Origin of the sequence: Bacillus sp. FSL W8-0848 (assembly GCF_038007805.1) — a bacterium.
Lineage (GTDB): Bacteria > Bacillota > Bacilli > Bacillales > Bacillaceae > Bacillus > Bacillus glycinifermentans.
This window is the reverse complement of the sequence record NZ_JBBOYB010000001.1, coordinates 12501-35000: the sequence shown is the minus strand read 5'-3', so window position 1 is coordinate 35000 and position 22500 is coordinate 12501. Positions and strand designations below refer to the sequence as shown.

Genomic DNA, 22500 nt, shown 5'->3' with positions numbered 1-22500 from the left:
TCAGACTTAAAGAACCGCCTGCGCGCGCTTTACGCCCAATAATTCCGGACAACGCTTGCCACCTACGTATTACCGCGGCTGCTGGCACGTAGTTAGCCGTGGCTTTCTGGTTAGGTACCGTCAAGGTACCGCCCTGTTCGAACGGTACTTGTTCTTCCCTAACAACAGAGTTTTACGATCCGAAAACCTTCATCACTCACGCGGCGTTGCTCCGTCAGACTTTCGTCCATTGCGGAAGATTCCCTACTGCTGCCTCCCGTAGGAGTCTGGGCCGTGTCTCAGTCCCAGTGTGGCCGATCACCCTCTCAGGTCGGCTACGCATCGTCGCCTTGGTGAGCCGTTACCCCACCAACTAGCTAATGCGCCGCGGGTCCATCTGTAAGTGGTAGCGAAAAGCCACCTTTTATGTTTGAACCATGCGGTTCAAACAAGCATCCGGTATTAGCCCCGGTTTCCCGGAGTTATCCCAGTCTTACAGGCAGGTTACCCACGTGTTACTCACCCGTCCGCCGCTGACCTAAGGGAGCAAGCTCCCGTCGGTCCGCTCGACTTGCATGTATTAGGCACGCCGCCAGCGTTCGTCCTGAGCCAGGATCAAACTCTCCATAAAAAAAGTTTGAAAATGACTACGCACGTTTATGTGCGATTTATTTGAATTAACAGGTACGTTTTGTCTTGTTTAGTTTTCAAAGAACTTCGTTGCCGCTCTCGAAGCGACTATAATATAGTAACATTTATTCAGAATGTCGTCAACAACTTTTTTTCAAAAAAATAATTCGTCATCAGCGACGAATATAAATTTAACACCTTAGAAGACAAATGTCAACAAAAAATTAAATTATAATAAACTGCTTAATCACAATAAGTGCCGCCACTCCCGGAATACCCAACAGCCCGCTGATTCCTGTCGTAATAACATTAATCGGCAAGTGAATTCCCATGCTCTCGCCAAACAGATTCACACAGAATAATAACAGCGCCCCGATGATAAATCGAACGGCAATTGTACCAGCCCATTTTAACGGTTTAAAGGAGGCTCCTGAAAAAAACAACAGGGCAACCAACGCCACAATTGCCCCAATGATAATAACAGATCCCATGAATCCCTCACTCCTCATTTTTTCTAGTACAAGCATATGAAGAGATTCATGAAAATAGACCGGCTACTTCCATCCGCCGAGTCTTAAATATCTTTTTTTGGCCTCACGCAAATAAAAAAAGTATTTTGCCTCGGCGACTTTTAACTCGTGAAGGACTTCAAGGGAAGGCTCAAGGCTGTTTTCAATCAGCCGCTTTTGTCTGTTCCATTCTTCCTTTTGCCTCATCAGCTGTTCCATCAATTTTTGATCAAATTCTTTTCTTAGCTTTTTTTTTCGAAGAAACCCCATGGTAATGCAATTCTCCTCCCTCTACATCTCACGTCTGCCTTCAAGCGCTTTAGAAAGAGTGACTTCATCTGCATATTCCAAATCGCCGCCGACTGGAAGTCCATGGGCAATGCGCGACAGCTTGATGCCTGATGGTTTTAAGAGCCTTGAAATGTACATGGCTGTAGCTTCTCCTTCTATATTTGGGTTTGTCGCGAGAATCACTTCCGTTACTTGATCATCCTGCAATCGTTTCAACAATTCGGGTATTTTAATGTCTTCCGGTCCGATGCCGTCCATCGGAGATATCGCCCCATGCAAAACATGGTACAATCCATCGTATTCTTTCATCTTTTCCATGGCAATGACGTCTTTCGGATCCTGAACAACGCATATCACCGATTTATCTCTTCTTGTATCTTCGCAAATATAGCAGGGATCCTGGTCTGTAATGTGCCCGCAAACCGAACAATACGTCAAATTGCGCTTTGCGTTTACCAATGCCTTTGCAAAATCTAATACAACATCTTCCTTCATACTGAGAACAAAAAAAGCCAGACGGACCGCTGTTTTGGGTCCGATCCCTGGCAATTTCATAAAGCTGTCGATCAGCTTTGATATTGGTTCAGGATACTGCATTATTATTTTCCTCCTAGAATAAACCCGGCATGTTCATTCCTTTTGTAAACTTACCCATCGTTTCATTTGTCACTTCGTCGACTTGTTTCAAAGCGTCGTTTGTCGCCGCAAGAACGAGGTCTTGAAGCATTTCCACATCTTCCGGATCAACGACTTCCTCTTTGATCACGACATCAATAATTTCTTTTTGCCCGTTTACTTTAACGGTGACCATGCCTCCGCCTGCTGTACCTTCAAGCACTTTCTCCGCAAGCTCTTCCTGCGCTTTTTGCATATCTTTCTGCATTTTTTGCATTTGTTTCATCATTTTTTGCATATTTCCCATTCCACCGCGCATACCTAAATCCACTCTCTTTCCTGTTTTTATTCTTTGATTTCAATCAGTTCCGCTCCGAACAGCTTTTTAGCTTCTGCTATCAGCGGATCCTCTTCTTCTTTGGTATTTGCATCTGAATCTTCCGGCTGGTGTTCCTGTAAAAATTCTTCTCTTATTTTACCCCATTGGGCTTCGGGAACGCCAACCATATCTATTCTTCTGCCAAGCATTCCGTCTAAAATTTGTTCCAGGTTTGTCCTGACGCCGTTATTGTCTTCGGCAACCATTTTACAGTGAATTTCATATTTAAATGAGAGGACGAATGCGGTTGAAGACGCCGCTACCGGTTCACTGTCATTCAAAAGGGCTGCATGGGACACCTTGTTTTGCTGTTTGAGCTGGGCAAGCAATTCCCCCCAGCATCCCTTGAGCTTTTCCAGGTCCGATCTTGTCGCCTCTTTTAATATTTCATGAATGCGGCCGACCGGCGCCTTGTATCCGCTTTTCACGCTTTTTTGCGGGCGCGGCGCTTCTTTTGGCTGATTCTGTGCTGGAGCTGCTTGGAATCCAGACGTTTTAAGCCTGTCGATTTCCTGTTCAAGCCGGCGAACTTTGTTGATAAGGTCTTCGATTTCCGGCTGTCCGGCAGAAGGCGCCTCTGCTTTCGCGCCCTGGCAAAGCTTCACGACCGCAACTTCAAAGAAAATGCGCGGGTGATTCGTCCATTTCATTTCCTGATGGCTTTTATTTAAAATATCAATCATTTCATAAAGAGCAGGTGCAGGAATTTGCTTTGACAGGTTTTGGAACGCTTCATCCACTTTCACCTTTTCAAGCACACCCTCTAAATCCGGCGCTGTCTGATAAAGGAGCATATCCCTGAAATAGAAAATCATATCCTCGATCAGTTTTGCCGGGTCTTTCCCCTGCTGAAGCAGCTCGTTCAATGTTTCCAAAGCATCGGAAACATTCTTTTCATGAAGGGACAATGCAAGCTTTCCGATATACGCTTGAGACACGGCGCCCGTGATCAGCAGCGCGTCATCAACCGTCAGCTCATCGCCGCTGAATGATATTGCTTGATCAAGCAGGCTTAACGCGTCCCTCATTCCTCCATCGGCAGCACTGGCGATAATTTCGAGTGCGCCGTCCTGAACCTTGAACTGCTCGGTTTCGACGATTTTTTTCATTCGTCCGACAATGACCTGTGACGTGATTCTTTTAAAATCAAAACGCTGACATCTTGAAATAATCGTTAACGGAATTTTGTGGGGCTCTGTTGTTGCAAGAATGAAAATACAGTGCTCAGGCGGTTCTTCAAGCGTTTTAAGAAGAGCGTTGAATGCGCCAATAGAAAGCATATGTACTTCATCTATGATATATACTTTATACGTGACACTGGACGGGGCGAATTTCACTTTGTCCCGGATGTCGCGAATTTCATCTACACCGTTATTGGATGCGGCGTCGATTTCAATGACGTCTGAAATTGCACCGCTTGTAATGCCTTTGCACGCGGAACATTCGTTACACGGTTCACTGACCGGAGCGCGCTCACAGTTTACAGCTTTGGCAAAAAGTTTTGCGGCGCTTGTTTTCCCTGTTCCTCTCGGTCCGGAAAACAGATAGGCGTGAGAGAATTTCTTTTGTAAAAGGGCATTTTGCAACGTTTTCGTGACGTGTTCCTGACCGACGACATCTTCAAACAACTGCGGCCTGAACACCCTATATAAAGCCTGATAACTCACAAACACGCCCTCCTCTTAATATCATCATCCTTATTATACATGAAGCTGCTTTCAATTCCAAAAGCTCTTATTAAGAAAAAAACCCATCTATTCGAAAATAGATGAGTTTGTAATTTGATGATTGATTTACCGTGCACCTTCTGTCGATTCGCTACCCTAAGCGTTACTTAAACAGTTAGCTCAGCCCAGGCAACCCTGCGGCACATGAGAGGTTCCACTTAATGCTGCTTCCTTCCGGACCTGACATGGTTCATGGATTCCCATTGCGCAGGACCCAAACGTCAACACCACTTGTTTAAGGCAGGCCTTACAGTAAACGAACCTCGAGAAAGGAATTCGGCCTCGCTCGAGCGGATTGCGAGTACAGGGCACCGCTACCTCCCCGCTTAGCACGGCAAAATAAATATCAAATTATGCTGATGCGTCTATTTATGACGCACACCTTAGTATAACTTATTTCATCCTTAATTGCAAATTTCTATCTCTGTGCTTTATTTTGCTTTTCTGCTTTCTTTTTCGCCCGAAGCTTCCTGAAAAAATCGCTCAGCAACAGGCCGCACTCTTCCTCCAAGACGCCTGTGACCACTTCCGCCTGATGATTAAACCTCTCTTCCTGAAGAAGGTTCATTAAAGTCCCTGCACAGCCGCCTTTTGGGTCAAACGCTCCAAAAACGACTTTTTCAACCCTTGAAAGCACGGCCGCTCCGGCGCACATCGGGCAGGGCTCAAGCGTAACATAAAGGACCGCTCTTTCAAGCCGCCATGTCCCAAGCTTTTTGCACGCTTCGTCTATGACAAGCATTTCTGCGTGCGCGAGGGATCTTTGCTCCGTTTCCCTCAAGTTGTGGGCGCGGGCAATGATTTCATCGTCGAGAACAAGTACGGCGCCGATCGGCACCTCTCCTTTTTCCTCGGCTTTTCTCGCTTCTTGAATGGCTTCTTTCATATAAAGCTCGTCTTGTGTCATCAGCACGCACTCTTTCAATGTTTTTTCTTCATCCGGAAAGGCTAACGTATAATAACAATCTGAAAGGAGGAGAGACCGACTTGTCCAAGTCAAATACCGCCCTTATTATTGTCGACATCATCAATGATTTTCAATTCGATATGGGTGACGCTCTTTCCGAAAAAACAGAGGCGATGGCCCCCGATCTCCTGGCGTTAAAGAAACATGCACACAGCATGAATTGGCCTATCATATACATTAATGACCATTTTGGAATTTGGCAAGCGGATATTGCTGCCATTATCAAGAAATGCAAAAATCGAAAAAGCAAAAACATCATCGACCTGCTGGCGCCGAGTGAAAACGACTATTTTCTCATCAAGCCTAAGCATTCGGCTTTTTACGGAACCGCACTCGACACGCTGTTAAACGAACTCGCTGTCAATCATCTGGTCATTACGGGAATCGCCGGCAACATATGCGTTCTGTTTACTGCAAACGATGCCTATATGCGGGAATACGACATTACGCTGCCGAAGGATTGCATCGCCTCAAACACTGAAAAAGACAACCGGTACGCAATCACGATAATGAAGGATGTCCTGTTTGCCAACATTACAACTTCCGGTGAGCTCATCAATGAAACTTAGAGCATGAAACACTTCTTTTTCTCATATAGTGGTAGCAATGAGAAAGGAGGCGTTTTCCATCCAAATCTACGTCGTGAAAAGAGGCGATTCGCTTTACACAATTGCCAATCGGTACAGAACCACGGTAAATGAAATTGTCGAGACAAATGAGATTCCAAATCCGAACCGTCTTGTTGTCGGACAAACCATCGTGATACCGATTGCCGGTCAATTTTACGAGGTAAGAGCAGGAGATACACTGGCATCGATCGCAGCCCGTTTTAACATGTCGGCGGCCGAGCTCGCCAGGATCAACCGCATGCGGCCAGACGCCGAGCTCCCTGTAGGGCTGTTATTGTACATTCCTCCTGGGCCAAAGCGAAATATAGAAGTAAATGCTTATATTGAACCGCGAGGAAACACAGTCAGCGCTGCTCTCCAGCAAGCGGCGAGAGAAGCTTCGCCATATCTGACCTATCTCGGAGCTTTTAGCTTTCAGGTTAGGCGTAACGGTACGCTGCGCGAGCCGCCGCTTACCGGGTTGAAGCAAATTGCCGACAGGCAGAACGTCACAATGATGATGATTGTGACCAATCTTGAGAACGATGCCTTCAGCGCCGAGCTCGGAAGGATCATCCTGACAGACGAGAACGTCAAAAACACATTGCTGAATCAAATTGTTATCACTGCCAGAAGATACGGATTCAGAGACATTCATTTTGACTTTGAATATTTAAGACCCCAGGACAGAGAGGCTTATAATCAATTTTTAAGAGAGGCGCGAGACCGCTTCAGACAGGAAGGCTGGCTGATTTCCACCGCTTTAGCGCCCAAAACAAGCGCGACGCAAGCCGGGCAATGGTATGAAGCTCACGATTACCGGGCGCATGGCCAAATTGTCGATTTCGTCGTATTAATGACGTATGAATGGGGATACAGCGGAGGACCGCCAATGGCCGTGTCGCCGATAGGGCCCGTCCGCAATGTCATTGAATATGCGCTCACAGAAATGCCCGCCAATAAAATCGTTATGGGCCAAAATTTATACGGCTATGATTGGACGCTTCCCTATAAACCGGGCGGACCGCCCGCAAAAGCCATCAGCCCCCAGCGAGCGATCACGATTGCCAGCGAGAATAACGCATCTATTTTATTCGATGAAGAAGCCCAGGCCCCGCATTTCCGCTATACAGACAAAGCGGGCAAACAGCACGAAGTCTGGTTCGAGGATGCAAGATCGATCCAAGCTAAATTCAATCTGATTAAAGAATTAAACTTAAGGGGAATCAGCTATTGGAAGCTCGGCTTGTCATTCCCGCAAAACTGGCTCCTGATCGCCGATCAATTTAATATTGTAAAAGAGACGTTCCCACGTTAACGGAACGTTTTTTTCATGGGCAAAAGAAAAGGATGTGATACAATATGAATGTTGAAAATCAAAAGCAAACGCTTATCCAAGTAGGAGGACACCTATGAAAAGAGCCCCTTTTATTGCTGTCGAAGGTCCCATCGGGGCGGGAAAAACAACATTGGCCAGCATGCTTTCAGAAACGCTCTCCTTGTCCCTTGTTAAGGAAATTGTCGAAGAAAACCCTTTTCTCGGCAAATTTTATGAGGATAAAGACGAATGGAGCTTTCAGCTGGAAATGTTTTTCCTCTGCAATCGCTACAAACAGCTTGAAGACGCTGAAAAAGAGTTTTTACATAAAAACAAACCCGTCATTTCCGACTACCATATTTATAAAAATCTCATTTTTGCGGAACGGACGTTAACAGGCAGAAAGCTTGAGAAATACAGAAAAATTTACGGACTGCTCACAGAGGACTTGCCGAAGCCGAATATCATCATTTATATTCGCGCAAGCCTTCCGACTTTATTAAAGAGGATCAAAAAGCGGGGACGGTCTTTTGAACAGCAGATGGACGAGCAGTATTTGGAACAGCTGATCGAAGACTACGAGACTGCAATCAAACAAATCAAAGAAGCTGAACCAACGTTGCCGATTATCGAAATAAACGGTGATCAGGATGATTTTGTTTTATCTAAAGAAGTTTTTCAGCGAATTGCCGATCAAGTAAAGGAGTATATACAATGACTGTACACGATATTCCGAAAGACGCCATCATTACCGTCGCAGGCACGGTGGGAGTGGGGAAATCTACATTAACAAAAGAGCTTGCAAAAAGGCTCGGCTTTAAAACATCACTTGAAAATGTCGTGAATAATCCTTATTTGGAGGCTTTTTATAACGACTTCGAACGCTGGAGTTTTCATTTGCAGATTTTCTTTTTGGCAGAACGGTTCAAAGAGCAAAAATATATTTTTGAATCTGGAGGCGGCTTTGTCCAGGACCGCTCCATTTACGAAGATACAGGTATTTTTGCGAAAATGCATGCCGATAAAGGAACGATGTCAAAAATCGACTATAAAACCTACACGAGCCTGTTTGAAGCGATGGTGATGACGCCATACTTCCCTCACCCTGATGCCCTTATATACCTGGAAGGCGATTTGGAGAAAATCCTCGACCGCATCCAAAAACGCGGACGGGAAATGGAGCTCCAGACAGACCGGTCCTACTGGGAGGAAATGTATACAAGGTACGAAAACTGGATCAGCGGCTTTAACGCCTGTCCTGTCGTAAGGGTCAACATAGAGGAATACGATTTATTGAACAATTCCGCCTCCTTGGACCCCATTATCGAAAAAATTAGCAAAGTCATTCAAAGATAGATATGAAAAAAGAGGTATATCTTGACGGCTTGATTTACGCCGCAGAGGTTCAGACGCCCGAATACTCCATTCAGGGAATTTTTTATGGACAAGGCCAACATGTTGTTCTACAATGACAATATATAGTCGATACACAATCAGTATACAGTTCCTGTTCACAATTACAGCACACATGAATATAATTTATTCTGAAGAGTATACTGTGAATACAAAAAGATCGAAGATGCTGGTAACATCTCCGATCGGCAATAGAATAGCTCCTGTAAGGGAGTCGGCTTTGTCCTAAATGTTAGAAGTGGAACGCCCGGATGTAGGAGTCAGGGGCGTTCTACTTTTTTTTCGTGAAATTATAGGCCAGCGTCAGAATCCCTACAATCAGGATTCCAAAGGAAAGCATCAATTGAATTGCACTTTCTACAGCCATATTTTCTCACCTCCCTTCTTCCATATATGGAGGTGAGCCGAACGCCCCTACAAAAAGCCGATCTATCGCTAATTTTTACTTTATAGGAACTTATTAGAAAACACAAGACCCCCGGCCCTTTTCGGTTCAGGGCTTGGGGGCAATTTTCTCCAGATTCGCCAGCCATGCTGTTATCGTTAGAATATAAAAAAACCGCTGCCTCATCCGGGCAGCGGCAACACAATCTCCAATTTATGCTTAGTCAATCACTAAAATGCAAATCAATAATGGCGGAGGAAGAGGGATTCGAACCCCCGCGGGCTTTGACACCCCTGTCGGTTTTCAAGACCGATCCCTTCAGCCAGACTTGGGTATTCCTCCGTATCGACAAGAATTAATATAACATGTCCCATATTTCTGAGTCAAGGGTATTTTTAATAAAAATTTAATTTTATTGATCGTTCACTTATAATGATATAAAAGACATGATAAAGGTGATGACGATGTGGCGAGATTTTCCGGGAAAGTATACATATAACAAGCCTGCTGAAACCGCAAAACTGGAGGAGATCAAACAGACATTCAACATTGATCTCCCGGAAGAATTGGAAAGCCTGCTGAAAGAAACGGATGGCATAAACGATGAATTCGGATGCCATCTCATTTGGTCCGCAGACCGGATCATAGACGAAAACAAAGAGCTGAGAAACAGCGAAATTTTTAAAGATTTGTATATGCCATTTGATTGTCTCTTATTTATCGCTGACGCAGGAAACGGCGATTTATTTGGTTATTCCATTTTAAACGGTTCCATCCAAAGAGACGATATATACGTTTGGAATCATGAAGACGACAGCCGTACGTGGGTTGCCCCCACTTTAAAACAATTTATCGAATGGTGGATCGACGGAAAAATCCTCATATGAAAAACAACTGGACAGGAGCACCGGCAAAATGAACTATCTCTTAAAAGAACTCGCTGCGGAAATTGTTGATAGAACGATGTCGATTATTCGACATAATATCAATATTATGGATGAAAACGGGGTGATCATCGCCTCCGGGGATCGTTCAAGAATCGGTGATGAACATGCGGGGGCGAAGGATGCCCTTTCTGGCAAAAGCGGAATCAGCATTTCGCCGGACGAATGCTCCGATTTAGCCGGGACAAAACCGGGCGTGAACCTTCCGATCGTATTTCATGATGAAATCATCGGAGTCATCGGCATTACGGGGGCTCCGTCTAAGGTCAGTCCATACGGGGAACTTGTCAAAATGGCGGCGGAAATGACCGTGGAACAAGCTTTTTTGACAAAACAGCTGACATGGGACCAAAGGCTTCGGGAGGAAACGGTTATTCAAATGCTCCATGGTGCGGATTTGTCATCCCTTGACTTCCTGGGACGCGCCGAGCGTTTGCAAATTCCGCTCGAAGGCAGACGATTATGCCTCGTGTTTGAGCTTCCTTCCGCCGATTTGAAGCCGGACTTTATCAAAGGCCTCGAAAAGCAGCTAAGGCCCCGAGACCTTTATGCCAATGTTTCACTGACGGAAATCGCCGTTCTCTTGGCAGATGAGCCGGGGAGGAGCCGGTCTGACACCTTTATGATATGGAAAGATTGGCTGAGCAGCTGGAAGGATATCAGAGGAGCATGCGGAGAACAAGCTGAGCAGCTCAACCAGCTTCCCTTTTCGTACCAAAGTGCAAAACAAACCTTGTACATTGCCGATAAGGCGGGAACCCGCAATCATTTTTACGACTACCGCGATTTCGCCGTCCCTGTGCTTCTCTCAAACATCCGCCATCCACATCAGGAAATCCATTTCAGAAAGATCTGGGATCGGCTTTCACTTGCAGATCAAAAAGGCGATTTGATGAAAACCCTTCTCTGCTACATCGAGGAAAACGGAGAAATCGGTGTAGTTGCTTCAAAACTGTTTATTCACCGAAATACATTATCCTATCGTTTAAAGAAAATTAAAGCGGCAACTGGATGCGATCCAAAAAATCTGGAGGATCTGTTTAAGCTGTATACGGCAATGATGCTTTTTGCAAATTGTGCAAGTGAACAATTTTGCGATGGTTCAGATCGTTAAAATCCGTTTGCCTGACCAATTCTCCCTCCATCAGAAAGCGTTTACAATCTAAGTTGTAGGGGGGATGCAGTGTGGATATTCAAATAAACGCTATTGGCGCTCTTTGCGCTTTAGCGATTTCGATCTTTCTCATTTTAAAAAAGGTGCCTCCGGCTTATGGAATGATGATTGGAGCGTTGGCCGGAGGTTTAATCGGCGGTGCGAATGTCATTGAAACGACAGATTTAATGATATCAGGGGCCAAAACGATGATTCCTGCCGTGCTTCGTATTTTGGCGGCCGGCATCCTCGCCGGTGTCCTGATCCAATCAGGGTCAGCTGCAGTCATTGCCGAAACGATCGTCAAAAAAATCGGCGAAAAACGGGCATTGCTTGCGCTGACGCTGGCGACAACAATCTTAACGGCGGTCGGCGTTTTCGTCGATGTTCAGTCATTACCGTTGCCCCGATCGCCCTGGCCATCGCCAAACGGACATCAACCAGCAAAGCCGCCATTCTTTTGGCGATGATCGGCGGCGGGAAAGCCGGGAATATCATGTCTCCCAATCCCAATGCAATCGCCGCTTCAGATGCGTTTCACATCCCTTTGACATCCGTGATGGCAGCCGGGATCATTCCCGCCGTTTTCGGATTGGGCGCGGCATATTTGTTAGCAAAACGGCTGGCCAACAAAGGAACATATACGTCTTCTGCAGAAATTGAAAGCAATGGCCATGAACATGCCCCCTCGTTTTGGGCGGCAATCAGCGGGCCGGCTGCTGCCATTCTTTTATTGGCTTTAAGACCGGCCGCAGGAATTACCATTGATCCGATGATCGCACTCCCGGCCGGGGGGCTTGTGACGGCTATCGCCTCTGGACAAGCCGGGAAGCTGAAGGATTTTGCCGCTTCCGGCCTCACTAAAATGTCAGGCGTCGCCATCATGCTGATTGGCACAGGAACACTCGCCGGGATGATCGCGAATTCAGAGCTTAATTCGTTGATCACGGACAGCCTTGTCGGTTTGGGTCTGCCGCCTTTTCTTTTGGGGCCGATTTCAGGCATTTTGATGTCTATGGCTACAGCTTCGACAACCGCAGGCACCGCTGTCGCCAGCAGTGTGTTCGGGCCGACGCTTGTCGATCTCGGCGTCTCCGGCCTTGCAGGCGCTGCCATGATTCACGCCGGTGCGACAGTCCTTGATCACCTGCCTCACGGAAGTTTTTTTCATACGACAGGAGGCAGCGTATTCATGCCGATGAAAAAACGCCTTGCACTCATTCCTTACGAAACGGCCATCGGTTTGGTTTTAACGATCATATCGACGCTGATTTTCGGTGTTTTTCAATTTTTTAAGTAAGAAGGAGCGGAAAGTATGAAAATCGTGATCGCACCAGATTCATTTAAGGAAAGCATGACCTCCATGGAGGCTGCCGACAGCATTGAAAAAGGCTTTGCAACCGTTCTGCCTGAGGCGGAATATGTCAAAATTCCGGTCGCAGACGGAGGTGAAGGAACCGTTCAAGCTTTGGTTGATGCGACCGGCGGGGAATTGATCCGCAAAACGGTAACAGGTCCTCTCGGAACGCCGGTTGAGGCGGTTTACGGGCTGCTTGGAGACGGAAAAACGGCCGTGATTGAAATGGCGGAGGCGTCAGGCCTTCATCTCGTTCCTCCCGATCAGCTCAACCCGCTGGTGACGACGACGAGGGGAACGGGAGAACTGATCCTCGATGCCGCAGAAAAGGGCGCGCTTCACATCATCATCGGGCTCGGAGGCAGTGCGACAAACGACGGCGGCGCGGGCATGGCGAGCGCACTCGGCGTGAAATTTTTAAACAAAGACGGCCGCGAGATTGGTGACGGCGGCGGTTCATTGTCTCAAATTGCTGCGATCAATACGGACGGAATGCATCCAAAATTAAAGGACGTCGTATTTGAAGCAGCTTGTGACGTCGACAACCCTCTGACAGGTCCCAATGGGGCATCCGCCGTATTCGGACCGCAAAAAGGCGCATCGGACGACATGGTTGCCCTATTGGATGACAACTTGAAGCATTATGCCTATGTCATCAAGGCGGAGCTGAAATGTGAGGCCGATTCCCTTCCCGGTGCCGGAGCGGCGGGCGGCTTAGGTGCGGGCCTCAAGGCTTTTTTAAAAGCGGAATTGAAAAGCGGTGTCGACATTGTGCTGGACACCCTGTCTTTCTCTGAACGGATAAAAGGAGCGGACCTCGTGATCACGGGAGAAGGGAAAATAGACGGCCAATCGATTCACGGCAAAACGCCGGTCGGTGTCGCAAGCCGGGCCTCGCGGGAAGGCATTCCGGTCATCGCTGTCGCCGGCTCTCTCGGTGAAGGCTGTGAACTCGTTTATGACAAAGGGATTTCGGCTCTTTTTTCCATTGTGCCGGGGACGCGTACGTTGGAGGATTCGCTCGCCAATGGAAAAACGTATCTCGAACATTGCGCGCGGAATATCGCCGCCGTCTGGTCGTTAAAATAAAAAAGGTGCGCCTAATTCGCGCACCTTTTTTCATTATGCTTTAATGACTTCTCTATTTCCCATATAAGGGCGGAGAATTTCAGGGATGACGACGCTTCCGTCTTCCTGCTGATAGTTCTCCAGCAAGGCGGCGACTGTTCGCCCGACCGCCAGGCCTGAGCCGTTTAACGTATGAACGTGTTCAGGCTTTCCTTTTGCTTCCCTTCTGAATCTGATATTGGCCCGTCTTGCCTGAAAGGCTTCAAAGTTGCTGCAAGAGGAGATTTCACGATACGTATTCTGGCTCGGTATCCAGACTTCGATATCGTATTTTTTCGCTGCTGTAAAGCCTAGATCTCCCGTACACATGCTCATCACGCGGTATGGCAGCCCGAGCAGCTGAAGCACCTTTTCAGCCTGATTTGTCAGCTTTTCAAGCTCCTCATAAGAATCCTCAGGTTTAACAAATTTCACGAGCTCCACTTTGTTGAATTGATGCTGGCGAATCAATCCGCGCGTGTCTCTTCCGGCAGAGCCGGCTTCTGAACGGAAGCAGGCGCTAAACGCGGCATAATTGATCGGCAGCTCGTCAGCCGCTAAAATTTCGTCGCGATGCATGTTCGTCACCGGCACTTCCGCCGTCGGAATCAGAAAATAGTCCTCTTCCCTGATTTTAAAAGCATCCTCTTCAAACTTAGGAAGCTGCCCTGTGCCCGTCATGCTCGTCCGGTTCACCATGTAAGGAGGCAGCACCTCTGTATAGCCGTATTCATCGACATGGAGGTCAAGCATAAAGTTAAATAAGGCACGTTCAAGCCGTGCGCCAAGCCCTTTATAGAAAACAAAGCGGCTTCCCGTCACTTTTCCGGCACGCTCAAAATCGAGAATCTCAAGCTGGTCGGCAATTTCCCAATGAGGCTTCGCTTCAAAAGAAAATTCGGGAACCTCGCCCCATTTGCGCACTTCGACATTATCGTCTTCTGTCTCGCCGACAGGCACAGACTCTTGAGGGATGTTCGGAATGGACAGCATGATTCTTTCTAAAGAAGCTTCGACTGTTCTTAAGCTTTCATCAAGCGTTTTAATCTCTTCGCCGACTTCGCGCATTTCTTTAATCAGATGGTCTGCATCCTTTTTCTCGCGTTTTAAAGCCGCCACCTGCTGGGAGACCTCATTGCGCTTTCCTTTCAATTCTTCTACTTTGACGATCAATTCTCTTCTTTTTGCATCCAATTCTTCAAATTGATCAAAATCTGTTAAATCTTCTCCTCTGTGGGCAAGCTTTTGTTTGATCTCTTGTAAATTTGCCCGCAGCAGCTTCACGTCAAGCATCTGCCTCGCTCCTTTTTACTGTTTTTGATCGAAAAAAAGAGAGCCCTGGTCCCCTTATGTGTAAAGGGACGAGAGCTCTCGCGTTGCCACCCTGATTGAAAACGGGACGTGTCGTACACCGTTTTCCGCTTCGTTTCATAACGGTCTTCCCGTAAATGCCTACTTGAATGTTCAGCATTTCGCTCAAGGATGGATTCGGACAGCATCTTTCGCCGATTCGCACCAACCATCGGCTCTCTTGGAAAGAGAGGCTTCCTACTGTTTCCTGTCAACGCTTTTCGATCTGTAATTGTCCTTTTAATGTACTACAAGTTTTCACAGCTTTCAACTGTTTTATACGACGGCTTCTTTTTTATGCTGTTCCGCCATGTCAATGAAAAGCTTGGTTATTCTGTCGTCATCCGTCAATTCTGGATGGAACGAACAGCCGAGCAGGTTTCCTTGTTTGGCAGCAACGATTCTTCCGTCATGCTCAGAAAGAACTTCGACGTCTGCACCCGCCTCTAAAATGTGAGGGGCACGGATAAATACGCCGGTAAACGGTCTATCCAGCCCTTTAACCGTTAAATCCGCTTCAAAGCTGTCCCTCTGCCTTCCGAAGGAGTTGCGCTCCACCGTTACATTCAAGACGCCAAGATGAGCACCGTCAGATCCGGCGATTTTCTTCGCCAGGATAATCAAACCCGCACAAGTTCCAAACATCGGCTTTCCGGACGCGGCAAATTCCTGAAGAGGCTTCATAAACTGATACGTATCGATGAGGCGCCTCATCGTCGTGCTTTCGCCTCCCGGTAAAATAAGACCATCGATTTCTTTCAAGTCTTCGGGCCATTTCACCACTTTTCCGGCCGCTCCGCATGCTTCAATTGAACGAATGTGTTCTCTTACCGCTCCCTGAAGTCCAAGTACACCAATTGTCAGCATGTAAAACCGTCTCCTTACATTACCAGCCGCGTTCTTGCATACGCTGTTCTGGCAGCAGATTTGAAATTTCGATCCCTTTCATTGCAGTTCCAAGCTCTTTTGAAAGCTCGGCGATCAGTTTGTAGTCTGTGTAATGCGTTGTCGCTTCAACGATTGCTTTCGCAAATTTTGCAGGATTATCGGATTTAAAGATACCGGATCCTACGAACACGCCGTCAGCGCCAAGCTGCATCATCAAAGCAGCGTCAGCAGGCGTTGCCACGCCGCCGGCTGCAAAGTTTACAACAGGAAGGCGTCCTTCAGCTTTAATTTGTTTTAACAGCTCATAAGGAGCGCCGAGATTTTTCGCTTCTGTCATCAGCTCGTCATCGCTCATGCCGACTACTTTGCGCACTTGAGCGTTCACTTTTCTCATATGGCGGACGGCTTCAACGATATTTCCCGTTCCCGGCTCGCCTTTTGTGCGAAGCATGGAAGCTCCCTCTCCAATCCGGCGTGCTGCCTCTCCAAGATCGCGGCATCCGCATACGAACGGAACGGTAAATTCGCTTTTATTTAAGTGGAATTCCTCGTCGGCCGGAGTCAAAACTTCGCTTTCATCAATATAATCAACGCCAAGCGCTTCAAGAACGCGCGCTTCAACGATATGTCCGATGCGTGCTTTCGCCATAACCGGAATCGACACTGCGTTCATGACTTCCTCGACGATTGTCGGATCTGCCATACGGGCAACCCCGCCAGCCGCACGGATATCAGCCGGAACACGTTCAAGCGCCATAACAGCGACGGCTCCTGCTTCTTCAGCGATTTTTGCTTGTTCAGCATTGACAACGTCCATGATGACGCCGCCCTTTTGCATTTCTGCCATACCGCGTTTTACACGTTCAGTACCTGTTTGAGCCATTGTAGGATCCCCCTATTGATAGAATTGTCAGATTTAATCTTATTGTATCCTATAATTCCGCAAAATCATATGGAAAAACACGAAGATTATTTCTATTTTAATATCAAATCGTTTGGATTGTAAATGTGAAATTACAGCAAAGAGCCCTAATCATAGAGCTCTTTGCTATTAAAACCAGCCGGTTACCGTTTCAACGATGCTGTTCCAGATTCCAGCGAAAAATCCGCCGATGCTGCGCATCGTTAAGACAAACCAGTTTGCTTTCTCATCATTTTCTTTTGTTACCAATTTCACACCTGATACATCGCTGCCGACGTAGCCGTAATCCTTCTGATCTCCCGTATAAGCAGCCGTCAATGTTCCGACTTTTTCACCTTTTTTCACAGGTGCGGAAAGCTCTTTCTTATCAAGTGTGACTTTTGCCTTATAGTTCTTCTCTTCGCCGTTTTTCACAGGGATCGAAAAAGCATTCTCCGTTACGATCGCGACTTCCTGATCTTTCCCCTGGTCGACTTTAACCGTTTCATTGCCTTTTACTTGATCGCCTTTTGCATACAGCTCTTTCATCGTGAAATTTTTAAAAGCATAATCCAGCATTTTTTTCGTTTGATCAAAACGTCCAGTGTGGATGTTGCCTTTTGCGTTAAGTACGACGGAAATCACGCGCATGCCGTTTCTTTCGGCAGTCGCGGTGAAACAAGATCCTGCAGAATCGGTTGAGCCTGTTTTCAGTCCGTCAACGCCTTTATATTCCTGAACCAGGCCTTTCAGCATAAAGTTCCAGTTCGGCATGTCCATTTCATCGTCTGTGCCTTTTCTGAACTTTGTTTTTGCAATGCTTGCCGTATCCAGAATTTCAGGGTAATCCTTGATCAAATGGTCAGTAAGAATCGCCATGTCTTTTGCAGAAACTTCATTTTCTTCATCAGCGCTTCCCACCGGTTGTTTTCCGTGAAGGTCTTTGTTTGCCAAACCTGTCGCATTGACAAATTTGAAATTTTTCATGCCAAGTTCTTTTGCTTTTTTATTCATTTGTTCAACAAAGTTCTTTTCAGAACCCGCTACAACTTCCGAAAGCGCGATTGCCGCAGCATTTGCTGAGTAAATTGCAGTCGCCTGGTAAAGCTCTTTCACGGTATAAGAGCCGTCTTTGCGAAGCGGAACGTTGGACAATGAACGGTCTTGAGAAATTTCATACACGTAATCATCCGGTGTATATGTTTGATCCCATTTCACTTTGCCCTCATGAATCGCTTCCAAAAGAAGATACTCCGTCATCATTTTCGCCATGCTGGCAACAGGAAGACGCTCATCGGCATTTTTGCTGTACAGCACTTTCCCTGATGACGCCTCAATCAAAATGGCCGCCTTTGCGTTTACATTAATTGGATCATTTGCAGCCTTTGCGTTTGACATAGGAGAAAATGCTCCTATCACCACTGCAAAAGCAACAACTAACATGATCAGCTGTTTGAATTTCTTGCTTTTCAAATTGTATACCTCCGCTTTTCATCGTACTCAATCTATGTAAAAGCCATAAAAGACATTTTTCAACACAACATCATAAATTTTATCATAATGAAGCAAAAAAAAATAGACAGAGTATCACTCTGTCTACAGTTTAATTTTTGTCACTTTTGATTAAGAAATGGTATAGTTAGGCGATTCTTTGGTAATTTGAACATCGTGCGGGTGGCTTTCCCTGAGGCCGGCGCCTGTCATCCGAATGAACTGCGTGTCTTCTCTTAAAGCCTGCAAATCCTTCGTTCCGCAATAGCCCATGCCTGATTTCAGACCGCCGACAAGCTGATAAATCGTATCGGCAACAGGTCCTTTGTAAGGCGTGCGGCCTTCGATGCCTTCAGGGACGAATTTTTTGTTTTCTTCTTGGAAGTAGCGGTCTTTGCTTCCTTTTTCCATGGCAGCGACAGAGCCCATGCCGCGGTACACTTTAAAGCGTCTGCCTTGATAAATTTCCGTTTCGCCGGGGCTTTCAGATGTACCGGCAAGAAGGCTTCCAAGCATGACGGCATGTCCGCCTGAAGCCAATGCTTTTACAATGTCACCGGAATACTTGATTCCGCCGTCTGCGATAATGGCAGCTCCGTGCTTTCTTGCTTCAGTCGCACAATCATAAATCGCAGTCACTTGCGGAACGCCGACTCCCGCTACGACACGGGTCGTACAGATTGATCCAGGTCCGATACCCACTTTGACCACATCTGCACCGGCGTCGATCAGCGCTTTCGTTCCTTCTGCGGTCGCAACGTTTCCTGCAATGATATTCAGCTCCGGATACGTGTCACGGATTTTTTTGACCGTATTCAGAACGCCTTGAGAATGGCCGTGTGCCGTATCGACGACAATCACGTCAACATTGGCTTCGACAAGCTTTTTGACGCGCGTCATCGTGTCGCCTGTTACGCCGACCGCAGCCCCAACCAGCAGGCGGCCGTGAACATCTTTCGCTGAGTTCGGGAACTCAATGACTTTTTCAATATCTTTGATTGTGATAAGACCTTTTAACACACCTTGATCATCTACAAGAGGGAGTTTTTCGATTTTATATTTCTGAAGGATTTTTTCTGCCTCGTCTAACGTTGTGCCGACAGGAGCAGTGACCAGCTCTTCTTTTGTCATCACATCGCTGATTTTCATGGAATAATCAGAAATAAATCGAAGATCGCGGTTTGTAATGATTCCGACCAGCTTCTGGTCTTCGCTGTTATCGACAATCGGAACGCCGGAAATTCTGTATTTGCCCATTAAATGCTCTGCATCAAATACTTGATGTTCGGGTGTCAGGAAAAACGGATTCGTAATGACGCCCCGCTCTGAACGCTTCACCTTGTCAACTTGTTCAGCCTGCTGTTCGATCGACATGTTTTTGTGGATGATGCCAAGTCCGCCCTGCCTTGCCATTGCAATGGCCATTTCAGCTTCTGTAACGGTATCCATACCTGCACTGATAATCGGAACATTCAGTTTGAGAGATGGAGTAAGCTCAACCGATAAATTCACGTCGCGCGGAAGAACTTCTGATTTAGCCGGAATAAGCAATACATCATCAAACGTTAACCCTTCTTTTGAAAATTTGCTTTCCCACATTAGTAAATCCCCCTCTTTTCGGCAAAATATTATATGTAGATTATCAACTTGAAAACCGACTGTCAAGAAAGCGACAAACAGTTGTAATTTTTAGAAAATATTCATGAGGGAAGTGGAGTTTATGCGAAATAAGGGATGGAAAGAACTAGAGCTGTTTTACTCCGTGGAGACATCCCAGCATTTTCTAGAAAAGGTATATAAAAATCACGATATGGACGATCCGAAAAGAAACTCTTATAAAAATGGAGAACGGTTCATTTTCTTTCTCAAACATGCTGAAGCCTTCTACAAACAGGCAAAACTGGCTTCTATTGAAATTAAGCCGATTCTGTTATTTTACGGAATGGCCCAGCTTTTAAAAGCTTGCATATTAACTTCAGATCCTTCCTATCCAAGCCACACCTCTGTGCTTGCACACGGCGTCACCACGAGAAAACGAAAAAAACAAAATTATCGTTTTTATGAAGATGAAGTGAAAATTCAAAGAAATGGGCTATGCATGCATGTCATTCAATCCTTATTTCAATTAAAGGGCCTTGAAGACGAACGCTTCAGCATGAAGCAGCTTTTAGCCAACATACCGGAAATCAATAAAGTGCTGTCATTTCAAAGGAGAGAAAATCCGATGGTGAAAGTGTCGGTGCAAGACGGCAGCATCAGACTCCCCCAGCATACAGCAGATGCTTATAACATGTCAGCCAAACGATTCATCGAGCATGTCGAATACCATTTAAATTGGAATTTTATTGGAGAAGACCACGGCAGCTTCGTTTTTTCTTCAGACCAAAAGGAAGCTCATCCATGCACTTCGACGAGTTTGCTTTTTGACCTTGAGAATGAAGCGTATTTCTTTCCCGCCGCCCGCGACCGGTTTTTAAAACTTCCGGAAATATTGGTTCATTACTTGATTGCCTACAATCTGAGCATGATCGCCAGATATGAAACGGAATGGTGGTACGACCTTCTTCTGCAATGCTCAAGTGACGACTATGTCATCATTCAGCAGTTTTTACATATAACCGAAAGAAAATTTCCATACTATATCGCCAAACTGCTATTAAGAAAAAAAGAATACATCAAAAAAGGCCAGCTTTACTAAGCTGGCCTTTCGGGTTGCTTGGCGGCGTCCTACTCTCACAGGGGGAAACCCCCAACTACCATCGGCGCTGAAGAGCTTAACTTCCGTGTTCGGCATGGGAACGGGTGTGACCTCTTCGCCATCGCCACCAAACTTATATTGAGAGGTGTTCTCTCAAAACTAGATAACGATATGACATTCATGTTTGGTTAAGTCCTCGATCGATTAGTATCTGTCAGCTCCATGTGTCGCCACACTTCCACCTCAGACCTATCAACCTGATCATCTTTCAGGGATCTTACTTCCTTAACGGAATGGGAAATCTCATCTTGAGGGGGGCTTCATGCTTAGATGCTTTCAGCACTTATCCCGTCCGCACATAGCTACCCAGCGATGCCCTTGGCAGAACAACTGGTACACCAGCGGTGCGTCCATCCCGGTCCTCTCGTACTAAGGACAGCTCCTCTCAAATTTCCTGCGCCCGCGACGGATAGGGACCGAACTGTCTCACGACGTTCTGAACCCAGCTCGCGTACCGCTTTAATGGGCGAACAGCCCAACCCTTGGGACCGACTACAGCCCCAGGATGCGATGAGCCGACATCGAGGTGCCAAACCTCCCCGTCGATGTGGACTCTTGGGGGAGATAAGCCTGTTATCCCCGGGGTAGCTTTTATCCGTTGAGCGATGGCCCTTCCATGCGGAACCACCGGATCACTAAGCCCGACTTTCGTCCCTGCTCGACTTGTAGGTCTCGCAGTCAAGCTCCCTTGTGCCTTTACACTCTGCGAATGATTTCCAACCATTCTGAGGGAACCTTTGGGCGCCTCCGTTACCTTTTAGGAGGCGACCGCCCCAGTCAAACTGCCCACCTGACACTGTCTCCCTGCCCGATAAGGGCAGCGGGTTAGAAGGTCAATACAGCCAGGGTAGTATCCCACCGATGCCTCCACCGAAGCTGGCGCTCCGGTTTCCAAGGCTCCTACCTATCCTGTACAAGCTGTACCAACATTCAATATCAGGCTGCAGTAAAGCTCCACGGGGTCTTTCCGTCCTGTCGCGGGTAACCTGCATCTTCACAGGTACTATAATTTCACCGAGTCTCTCGTTGAGACAGTGCCCAGATCGTTGCGCCTTTCGTGCGGGTCGGAACTTACCCGACAAGGAATTTCGCTACCTTAGGACCGTTATAGTTACGGCCGCCGTTTACTGGGGCTTCAATTCGCACCTTCGCATAAGCTAAGCGCTCCTCTTAACCTTCCAGCACCGGGCAGGCGTCAGCCCCTATACTTCGCCTTACGGCTTCGCAGAGACCTGTGTTTTTGCTAAACAGTCGCCTGGGCCTATTCACTGCGGCTCTCTCGGGCTTGCACCCTAACAGAGCACCCCTTCTCCCGAAGTTACGGGGTCATTTTGCCGAGTTCCTTAACGAGAGTTCTCTCGATCACCTTAGGATTCTCTCCTCGCCTACCTGTGTCGGTTTGCGGTACGGGCACCTCTCACCTCGCTAGAGGCTTTTCTTGGCAGTGTGGAATCAGGAACTTCGCTACTATATTTCACTCGCCATCACAGCTCAGCCTTTGCGGGAAACGGATTTGCCTATTTCCCAGCCTAACTGCTTGGACGCGGATATCCAATACCGCGCTTACCCTATCCTCCTGCGTCCCCCCATTGCTCAAACGGTGAGGAGGTGGTACAGGAATATCAACCTGTTATCCATCGCCTACGCCTTTCGGCCTCGGCTTAGGTCCCGACTAACCCTGAGCGGACGAGCCTTCCTCAGGAAACCTTAGGCATTCGGTGGAGGGGATT

General features: G+C 47.0%; 20 protein-coding genes, 1 tRNA gene, 3 rRNA genes, 1 other RNA gene, 1 pseudogene and 1 other annotated feature (2 of these 27 running past the window's edge). Of the genes and pseudogenes, 9 read left to right on the top strand and 17 right to left on the bottom strand.

The window, feature by feature from the left end:
- The 8 genes from NSQ39_RS00180 to tadA all read right to left on the bottom strand — a co-directional run.
- A 16S ribosomal RNA gene (locus tag NSQ39_RS00180) occupies window positions 1-610 on the bottom strand (it extends 940 nt beyond the left edge of the window).
- A gap of 223 nt (window positions 611-833) precedes the next feature.
- Entirely contained in the window at window positions 834-1100 is a 267-nt protein-coding gene (locus NSQ39_RS00175; RefSeq protein ID WP_046131381.1) for a pro-sigmaK processing inhibitor BofA family protein, read from the bottom strand.
- A 63-nt stretch (window positions 1101-1163) separates the two neighbouring features.
- Complete coding sequence (locus NSQ39_RS00170; protein ID WP_046131380.1) at window positions 1164-1388, bottom strand: YaaL family protein; 225 nt, start codon at window positions 1386-1388, stop codon at window positions 1164-1166.
- Window positions 1389-1409: 21 nt separating this feature from the next.
- Entirely contained in the window at window positions 1410-2006 is a 597-nt protein-coding gene (recR, locus tag NSQ39_RS00165) for a recombination protein RecR (RefSeq protein WP_046131379.1), read from the bottom strand.
- Window positions 2007-2019: 13 nt separating this feature from the next.
- The gene (locus NSQ39_RS00160) at window positions 2020-2343 is read right to left on the bottom strand and encodes a YbaB/EbfC family nucleoid-associated protein (RefSeq protein ID WP_006640440.1); all 324 of its coding nucleotides are present in this window, start codon (window positions 2341-2343) and stop codon (window positions 2020-2022) included.
- A gap of 26 nt (window positions 2344-2369) precedes the next feature.
- On the bottom strand, window positions 2370-4070 hold the full coding sequence (gene dnaX, locus NSQ39_RS00155; RefSeq protein ID WP_046131378.1) for a DNA polymerase III subunit gamma/tau: 1701 nt from the start codon (window positions 4068-4070) through the stop codon (window positions 2370-2372).
- A gap of 129 nt (window positions 4071-4199) precedes the next feature.
- Window positions 4200-4465: signal recognition particle sRNA large type (gene ffs / locus NSQ39_RS00150), an RNA gene on the bottom strand.
- Window positions 4466-4548: 83 nt separating this feature from the next.
- On the bottom strand, window positions 4549-5037 hold the full coding sequence (gene tadA, locus NSQ39_RS00145) for a tRNA adenosine(34) deaminase TadA (protein ID WP_046131377.1): 489 nt from the start codon (window positions 5035-5037) through the stop codon (window positions 4549-4551).
- Between the two features lie 80 nt (window positions 5038-5117).
- Here tadA and NSQ39_RS00140 point away from each other — a divergent pair, with 80 nt between their 5' ends.
- The 4 genes from NSQ39_RS00140 (at window position 5118) to dck (ending at window position 8379) form a co-directional block, all read left to right on the top strand.
- Window positions 5118-5666, top strand: coding sequence for a cysteine hydrolase family protein (locus NSQ39_RS00140; RefSeq protein ID WP_236809893.1), 549 nt, complete (start codon window positions 5118-5120; stop codon window positions 5664-5666).
- Between the two features lie 37 nt (window positions 5667-5703).
- Window positions 5704-7023 (top strand): glycoside hydrolase family 18 protein, encoded by a 1320-nt coding sequence (locus NSQ39_RS00135; RefSeq protein ID WP_046131376.1) that lies wholly within the window; start codon window positions 5704-5706, stop codon window positions 7021-7023.
- A gap of 94 nt (window positions 7024-7117) precedes the next feature.
- Window positions 7118-7741 (top strand): deoxynucleoside kinase, encoded by a 624-nt coding sequence (locus NSQ39_RS00130; RefSeq protein ID WP_046131375.1) that lies wholly within the window; start codon window positions 7118-7120, stop codon window positions 7739-7741.
- A complete protein-coding gene (gene dck, locus NSQ39_RS00125; protein ID WP_046131374.1) occupies window positions 7738-8379 on the top strand; it encodes a deoxyadenosine/deoxycytidine kinase in 642 nt (213 codons plus the stop codon). The genes NSQ39_RS00130 and dck overlap by 4 nt, the downstream gene beginning before the upstream one ends.
- Before the next feature lie 328 nt (window positions 8380-8707).
- Here dck and comI read toward each other — a convergent pair whose 3' ends face one another.
- Together comI and NSQ39_RS00115 are read right to left on the bottom strand one after the other, a co-directional pair.
- On the bottom strand, window positions 8708-8803 hold the full coding sequence (comI, locus tag NSQ39_RS00120; protein ID WP_231947411.1) for a competence inhibitor ComI: 96 nt from the start codon (window positions 8801-8803) through the stop codon (window positions 8708-8710).
- A 267-nt stretch (window positions 8804-9070) separates the two neighbouring features.
- Window positions 9071-9163, bottom strand: a tRNA-Ser gene (locus NSQ39_RS00115).
- A gap of 122 nt (window positions 9164-9285) precedes the next feature.
- On the opposite strand from NSQ39_RS00115, the gene NSQ39_RS00110 reads away from it, so the two are divergent.
- From NSQ39_RS00110 to NSQ39_RS00095, 4 genes and pseudogenes are all read left to right on the top strand, one after another.
- Window positions 9286-9708 (top strand): SMI1/KNR4 family protein, encoded by a 423-nt coding sequence (locus NSQ39_RS00110; protein ID WP_046131373.1) that lies wholly within the window; start codon window positions 9286-9288, stop codon window positions 9706-9708.
- Between the two features lie 28 nt (window positions 9709-9736).
- Window positions 9737-10879 (top strand): CdaR family transcriptional regulator, encoded by a 1143-nt coding sequence (locus NSQ39_RS00105; protein ID WP_175077547.1) that lies wholly within the window; start codon window positions 9737-9739, stop codon window positions 10877-10879.
- Window positions 10880-10950: 71 nt separating this feature from the next.
- Window positions 10951-12218: pseudogene (locus NSQ39_RS00100) on the top strand (GntP family permease).
- Window positions 12219-12233: 15 nt separating this feature from the next.
- Window positions 12234-13364 (top strand): glycerate kinase, encoded by a 1131-nt coding sequence (locus NSQ39_RS00095; RefSeq protein ID WP_175077545.1) that lies wholly within the window; start codon window positions 12234-12236, stop codon window positions 13362-13364.
- A gap of 33 nt (window positions 13365-13397) precedes the next feature.
- Here NSQ39_RS00095 and serS read toward each other — a convergent pair whose 3' ends face one another.
- The 5 genes from serS to guaB all read right to left on the bottom strand — a co-directional run bounded on the left by serS (window position 13398) and on the right by guaB (window position 19611).
- Window positions 13398-14675: a serine--tRNA ligase gene (gene serS, locus NSQ39_RS00090; RefSeq protein WP_341013937.1), complete on the bottom strand. Its 1278-nt coding sequence runs from the start codon at window positions 14673-14675 to the stop codon at window positions 13398-13400.
- A gap of 61 nt (window positions 14676-14736) precedes the next feature.
- Window positions 14737-14956 (bottom strand) — a binding site (T-box leader).
- Between the two features lie 52 nt (window positions 14957-15008).
- Window positions 15009-15599 carry a pyridoxal 5'-phosphate synthase glutaminase subunit PdxT gene (gene pdxT, locus NSQ39_RS00085; protein WP_175077544.1) on the bottom strand — a complete coding sequence of 197 codons (591 nt, stop codon included), beginning with the start codon at window positions 15597-15599 and terminating at the stop codon, window positions 15009-15011.
- Window positions 15600-15618: 19 nt separating this feature from the next.
- Complete coding sequence (gene pdxS, locus NSQ39_RS00080; RefSeq protein WP_046131367.1) at window positions 15619-16503, bottom strand: pyridoxal 5'-phosphate synthase lyase subunit PdxS; 885 nt, start codon at window positions 16501-16503, stop codon at window positions 15619-15621.
- A 168-nt stretch (window positions 16504-16671) separates the two neighbouring features.
- Window positions 16672-17994, bottom strand: a complete 1323-nt coding sequence (locus NSQ39_RS00075; RefSeq protein WP_175077542.1) for a serine hydrolase — start codon at window positions 17992-17994, stop codon at window positions 16672-16674.
- Window positions 17995-18144: 150 nt separating this feature from the next.
- Window positions 18145-19611 (bottom strand): IMP dehydrogenase, encoded by a 1467-nt coding sequence (gene guaB / locus NSQ39_RS00070; RefSeq protein ID WP_046131365.1) that lies wholly within the window; start codon window positions 19609-19611, stop codon window positions 18145-18147.
- A gap of 121 nt (window positions 19612-19732) precedes the next feature.
- On the opposite strand from guaB, the gene NSQ39_RS00065 reads away from it, so the two are divergent.
- Complete coding sequence (locus tag NSQ39_RS00065) at window positions 19733-20710, top strand: YaaC family protein (protein WP_175077541.1); 978 nt, start codon at window positions 19733-19735, stop codon at window positions 20708-20710.
- Between the two features lie 16 nt (window positions 20711-20726).
- Here the strand turns inward: NSQ39_RS00065 and rrf are convergent.
- Both rrf and NSQ39_RS00055 read right to left on the bottom strand, forming a co-directional pair.
- Window positions 20727-20842: ribosomal RNA gene (rrf, locus tag NSQ39_RS00060) — 5S ribosomal RNA — on the bottom strand.
- Window positions 20843-20894: 52 nt separating this feature from the next.
- A 23S ribosomal RNA gene (locus NSQ39_RS00055) occupies window positions 20895-22500 on the bottom strand (it continues 1326 nt past the right edge of the window).

Coding starts and splice junctions, on each gene's coding strand:
- NSQ39_RS00160 (WP_006640440.1), bottom strand. CDS start 2,343: ATGCGCGGTGGAATGGGAAATATGCAAAAAATGATGAAACAAATGCAA.
- NSQ39_RS00110 (WP_046131373.1), top strand. CDS start 9,286: ATGTGGCGAGATTTTCCGGGAAAGTATACATATAACAAGCCTGCTGAA.
- NSQ39_RS00170 (WP_046131380.1), bottom strand. CDS start 1,388: ATGGGGTTTCTTCGAAAAAAAAAGCTAAGAAAAGAATTTGATCAAAAA.
- NSQ39_RS00175 (WP_046131381.1), bottom strand. CDS start 1,100: ATGGGATCTGTTATTATCATTGGGGCAATTGTGGCGTTGGTTGCCCTG.
- comI (WP_231947411.1), bottom strand. CDS start 8,803: ATGGCTGTAGAAAGTGCAATTCAATTGATGCTTTCCTTTGGAATCCTG.
- tadA (WP_046131377.1), bottom strand. CDS start 5,037: ATGACACAAGACGAGCTTTATATGAAAGAAGCCATTCAAGAAGCGAGA.
- NSQ39_RS00105 (WP_175077547.1), top strand. CDS start 9,737: ATGAACTATCTCTTAAAAGAACTCGCTGCGGAAATTGTTGATAGAACG.
- NSQ39_RS00135 (WP_046131376.1), top strand. CDS start 5,704: ATGAGAAAGGAGGCGTTTTCCATCCAAATCTACGTCGTGAAAAGAGGC.
- pdxS (WP_046131367.1), bottom strand. CDS start 16,503: ATGGCTCAAACAGGTACTGAACGTGTAAAACGCGGTATGGCAGAAATG.
- serS (WP_341013937.1), bottom strand. CDS start 14,675: ATGCTTGACGTGAAGCTGCTGCGGGCAAATTTACAAGAGATCAAACAA.
- NSQ39_RS00065 (WP_175077541.1), top strand. CDS start 19,733: ATGCGAAATAAGGGATGGAAAGAACTAGAGCTGTTTTACTCCGTGGAG.
- NSQ39_RS00095 (WP_175077545.1), top strand. CDS start 12,234: ATGAAAATCGTGATCGCACCAGATTCATTTAAGGAAAGCATGACCTCC.
- guaB (WP_046131365.1), bottom strand. CDS start 19,611: ATGTGGGAAAGCAAATTTTCAAAAGAAGGGTTAACGTTTGATGATGTA.
- recR (WP_046131379.1), bottom strand. CDS start 2,006: ATGCAGTATCCTGAACCAATATCAAAGCTGATCGACAGCTTTATGAAA.
- NSQ39_RS00130 (WP_046131375.1), top strand. CDS start 7,118: ATGAAAAGAGCCCCTTTTATTGCTGTCGAAGGTCCCATCGGGGCGGGA.
- pdxT (WP_175077544.1), bottom strand. CDS start 15,599: ATGCTGACAATTGGTGTACTTGGACTTCAGGGAGCGGTAAGAGAACAC.
- dck (WP_046131374.1), top strand. CDS start 7,738: ATGACTGTACACGATATTCCGAAAGACGCCATCATTACCGTCGCAGGC.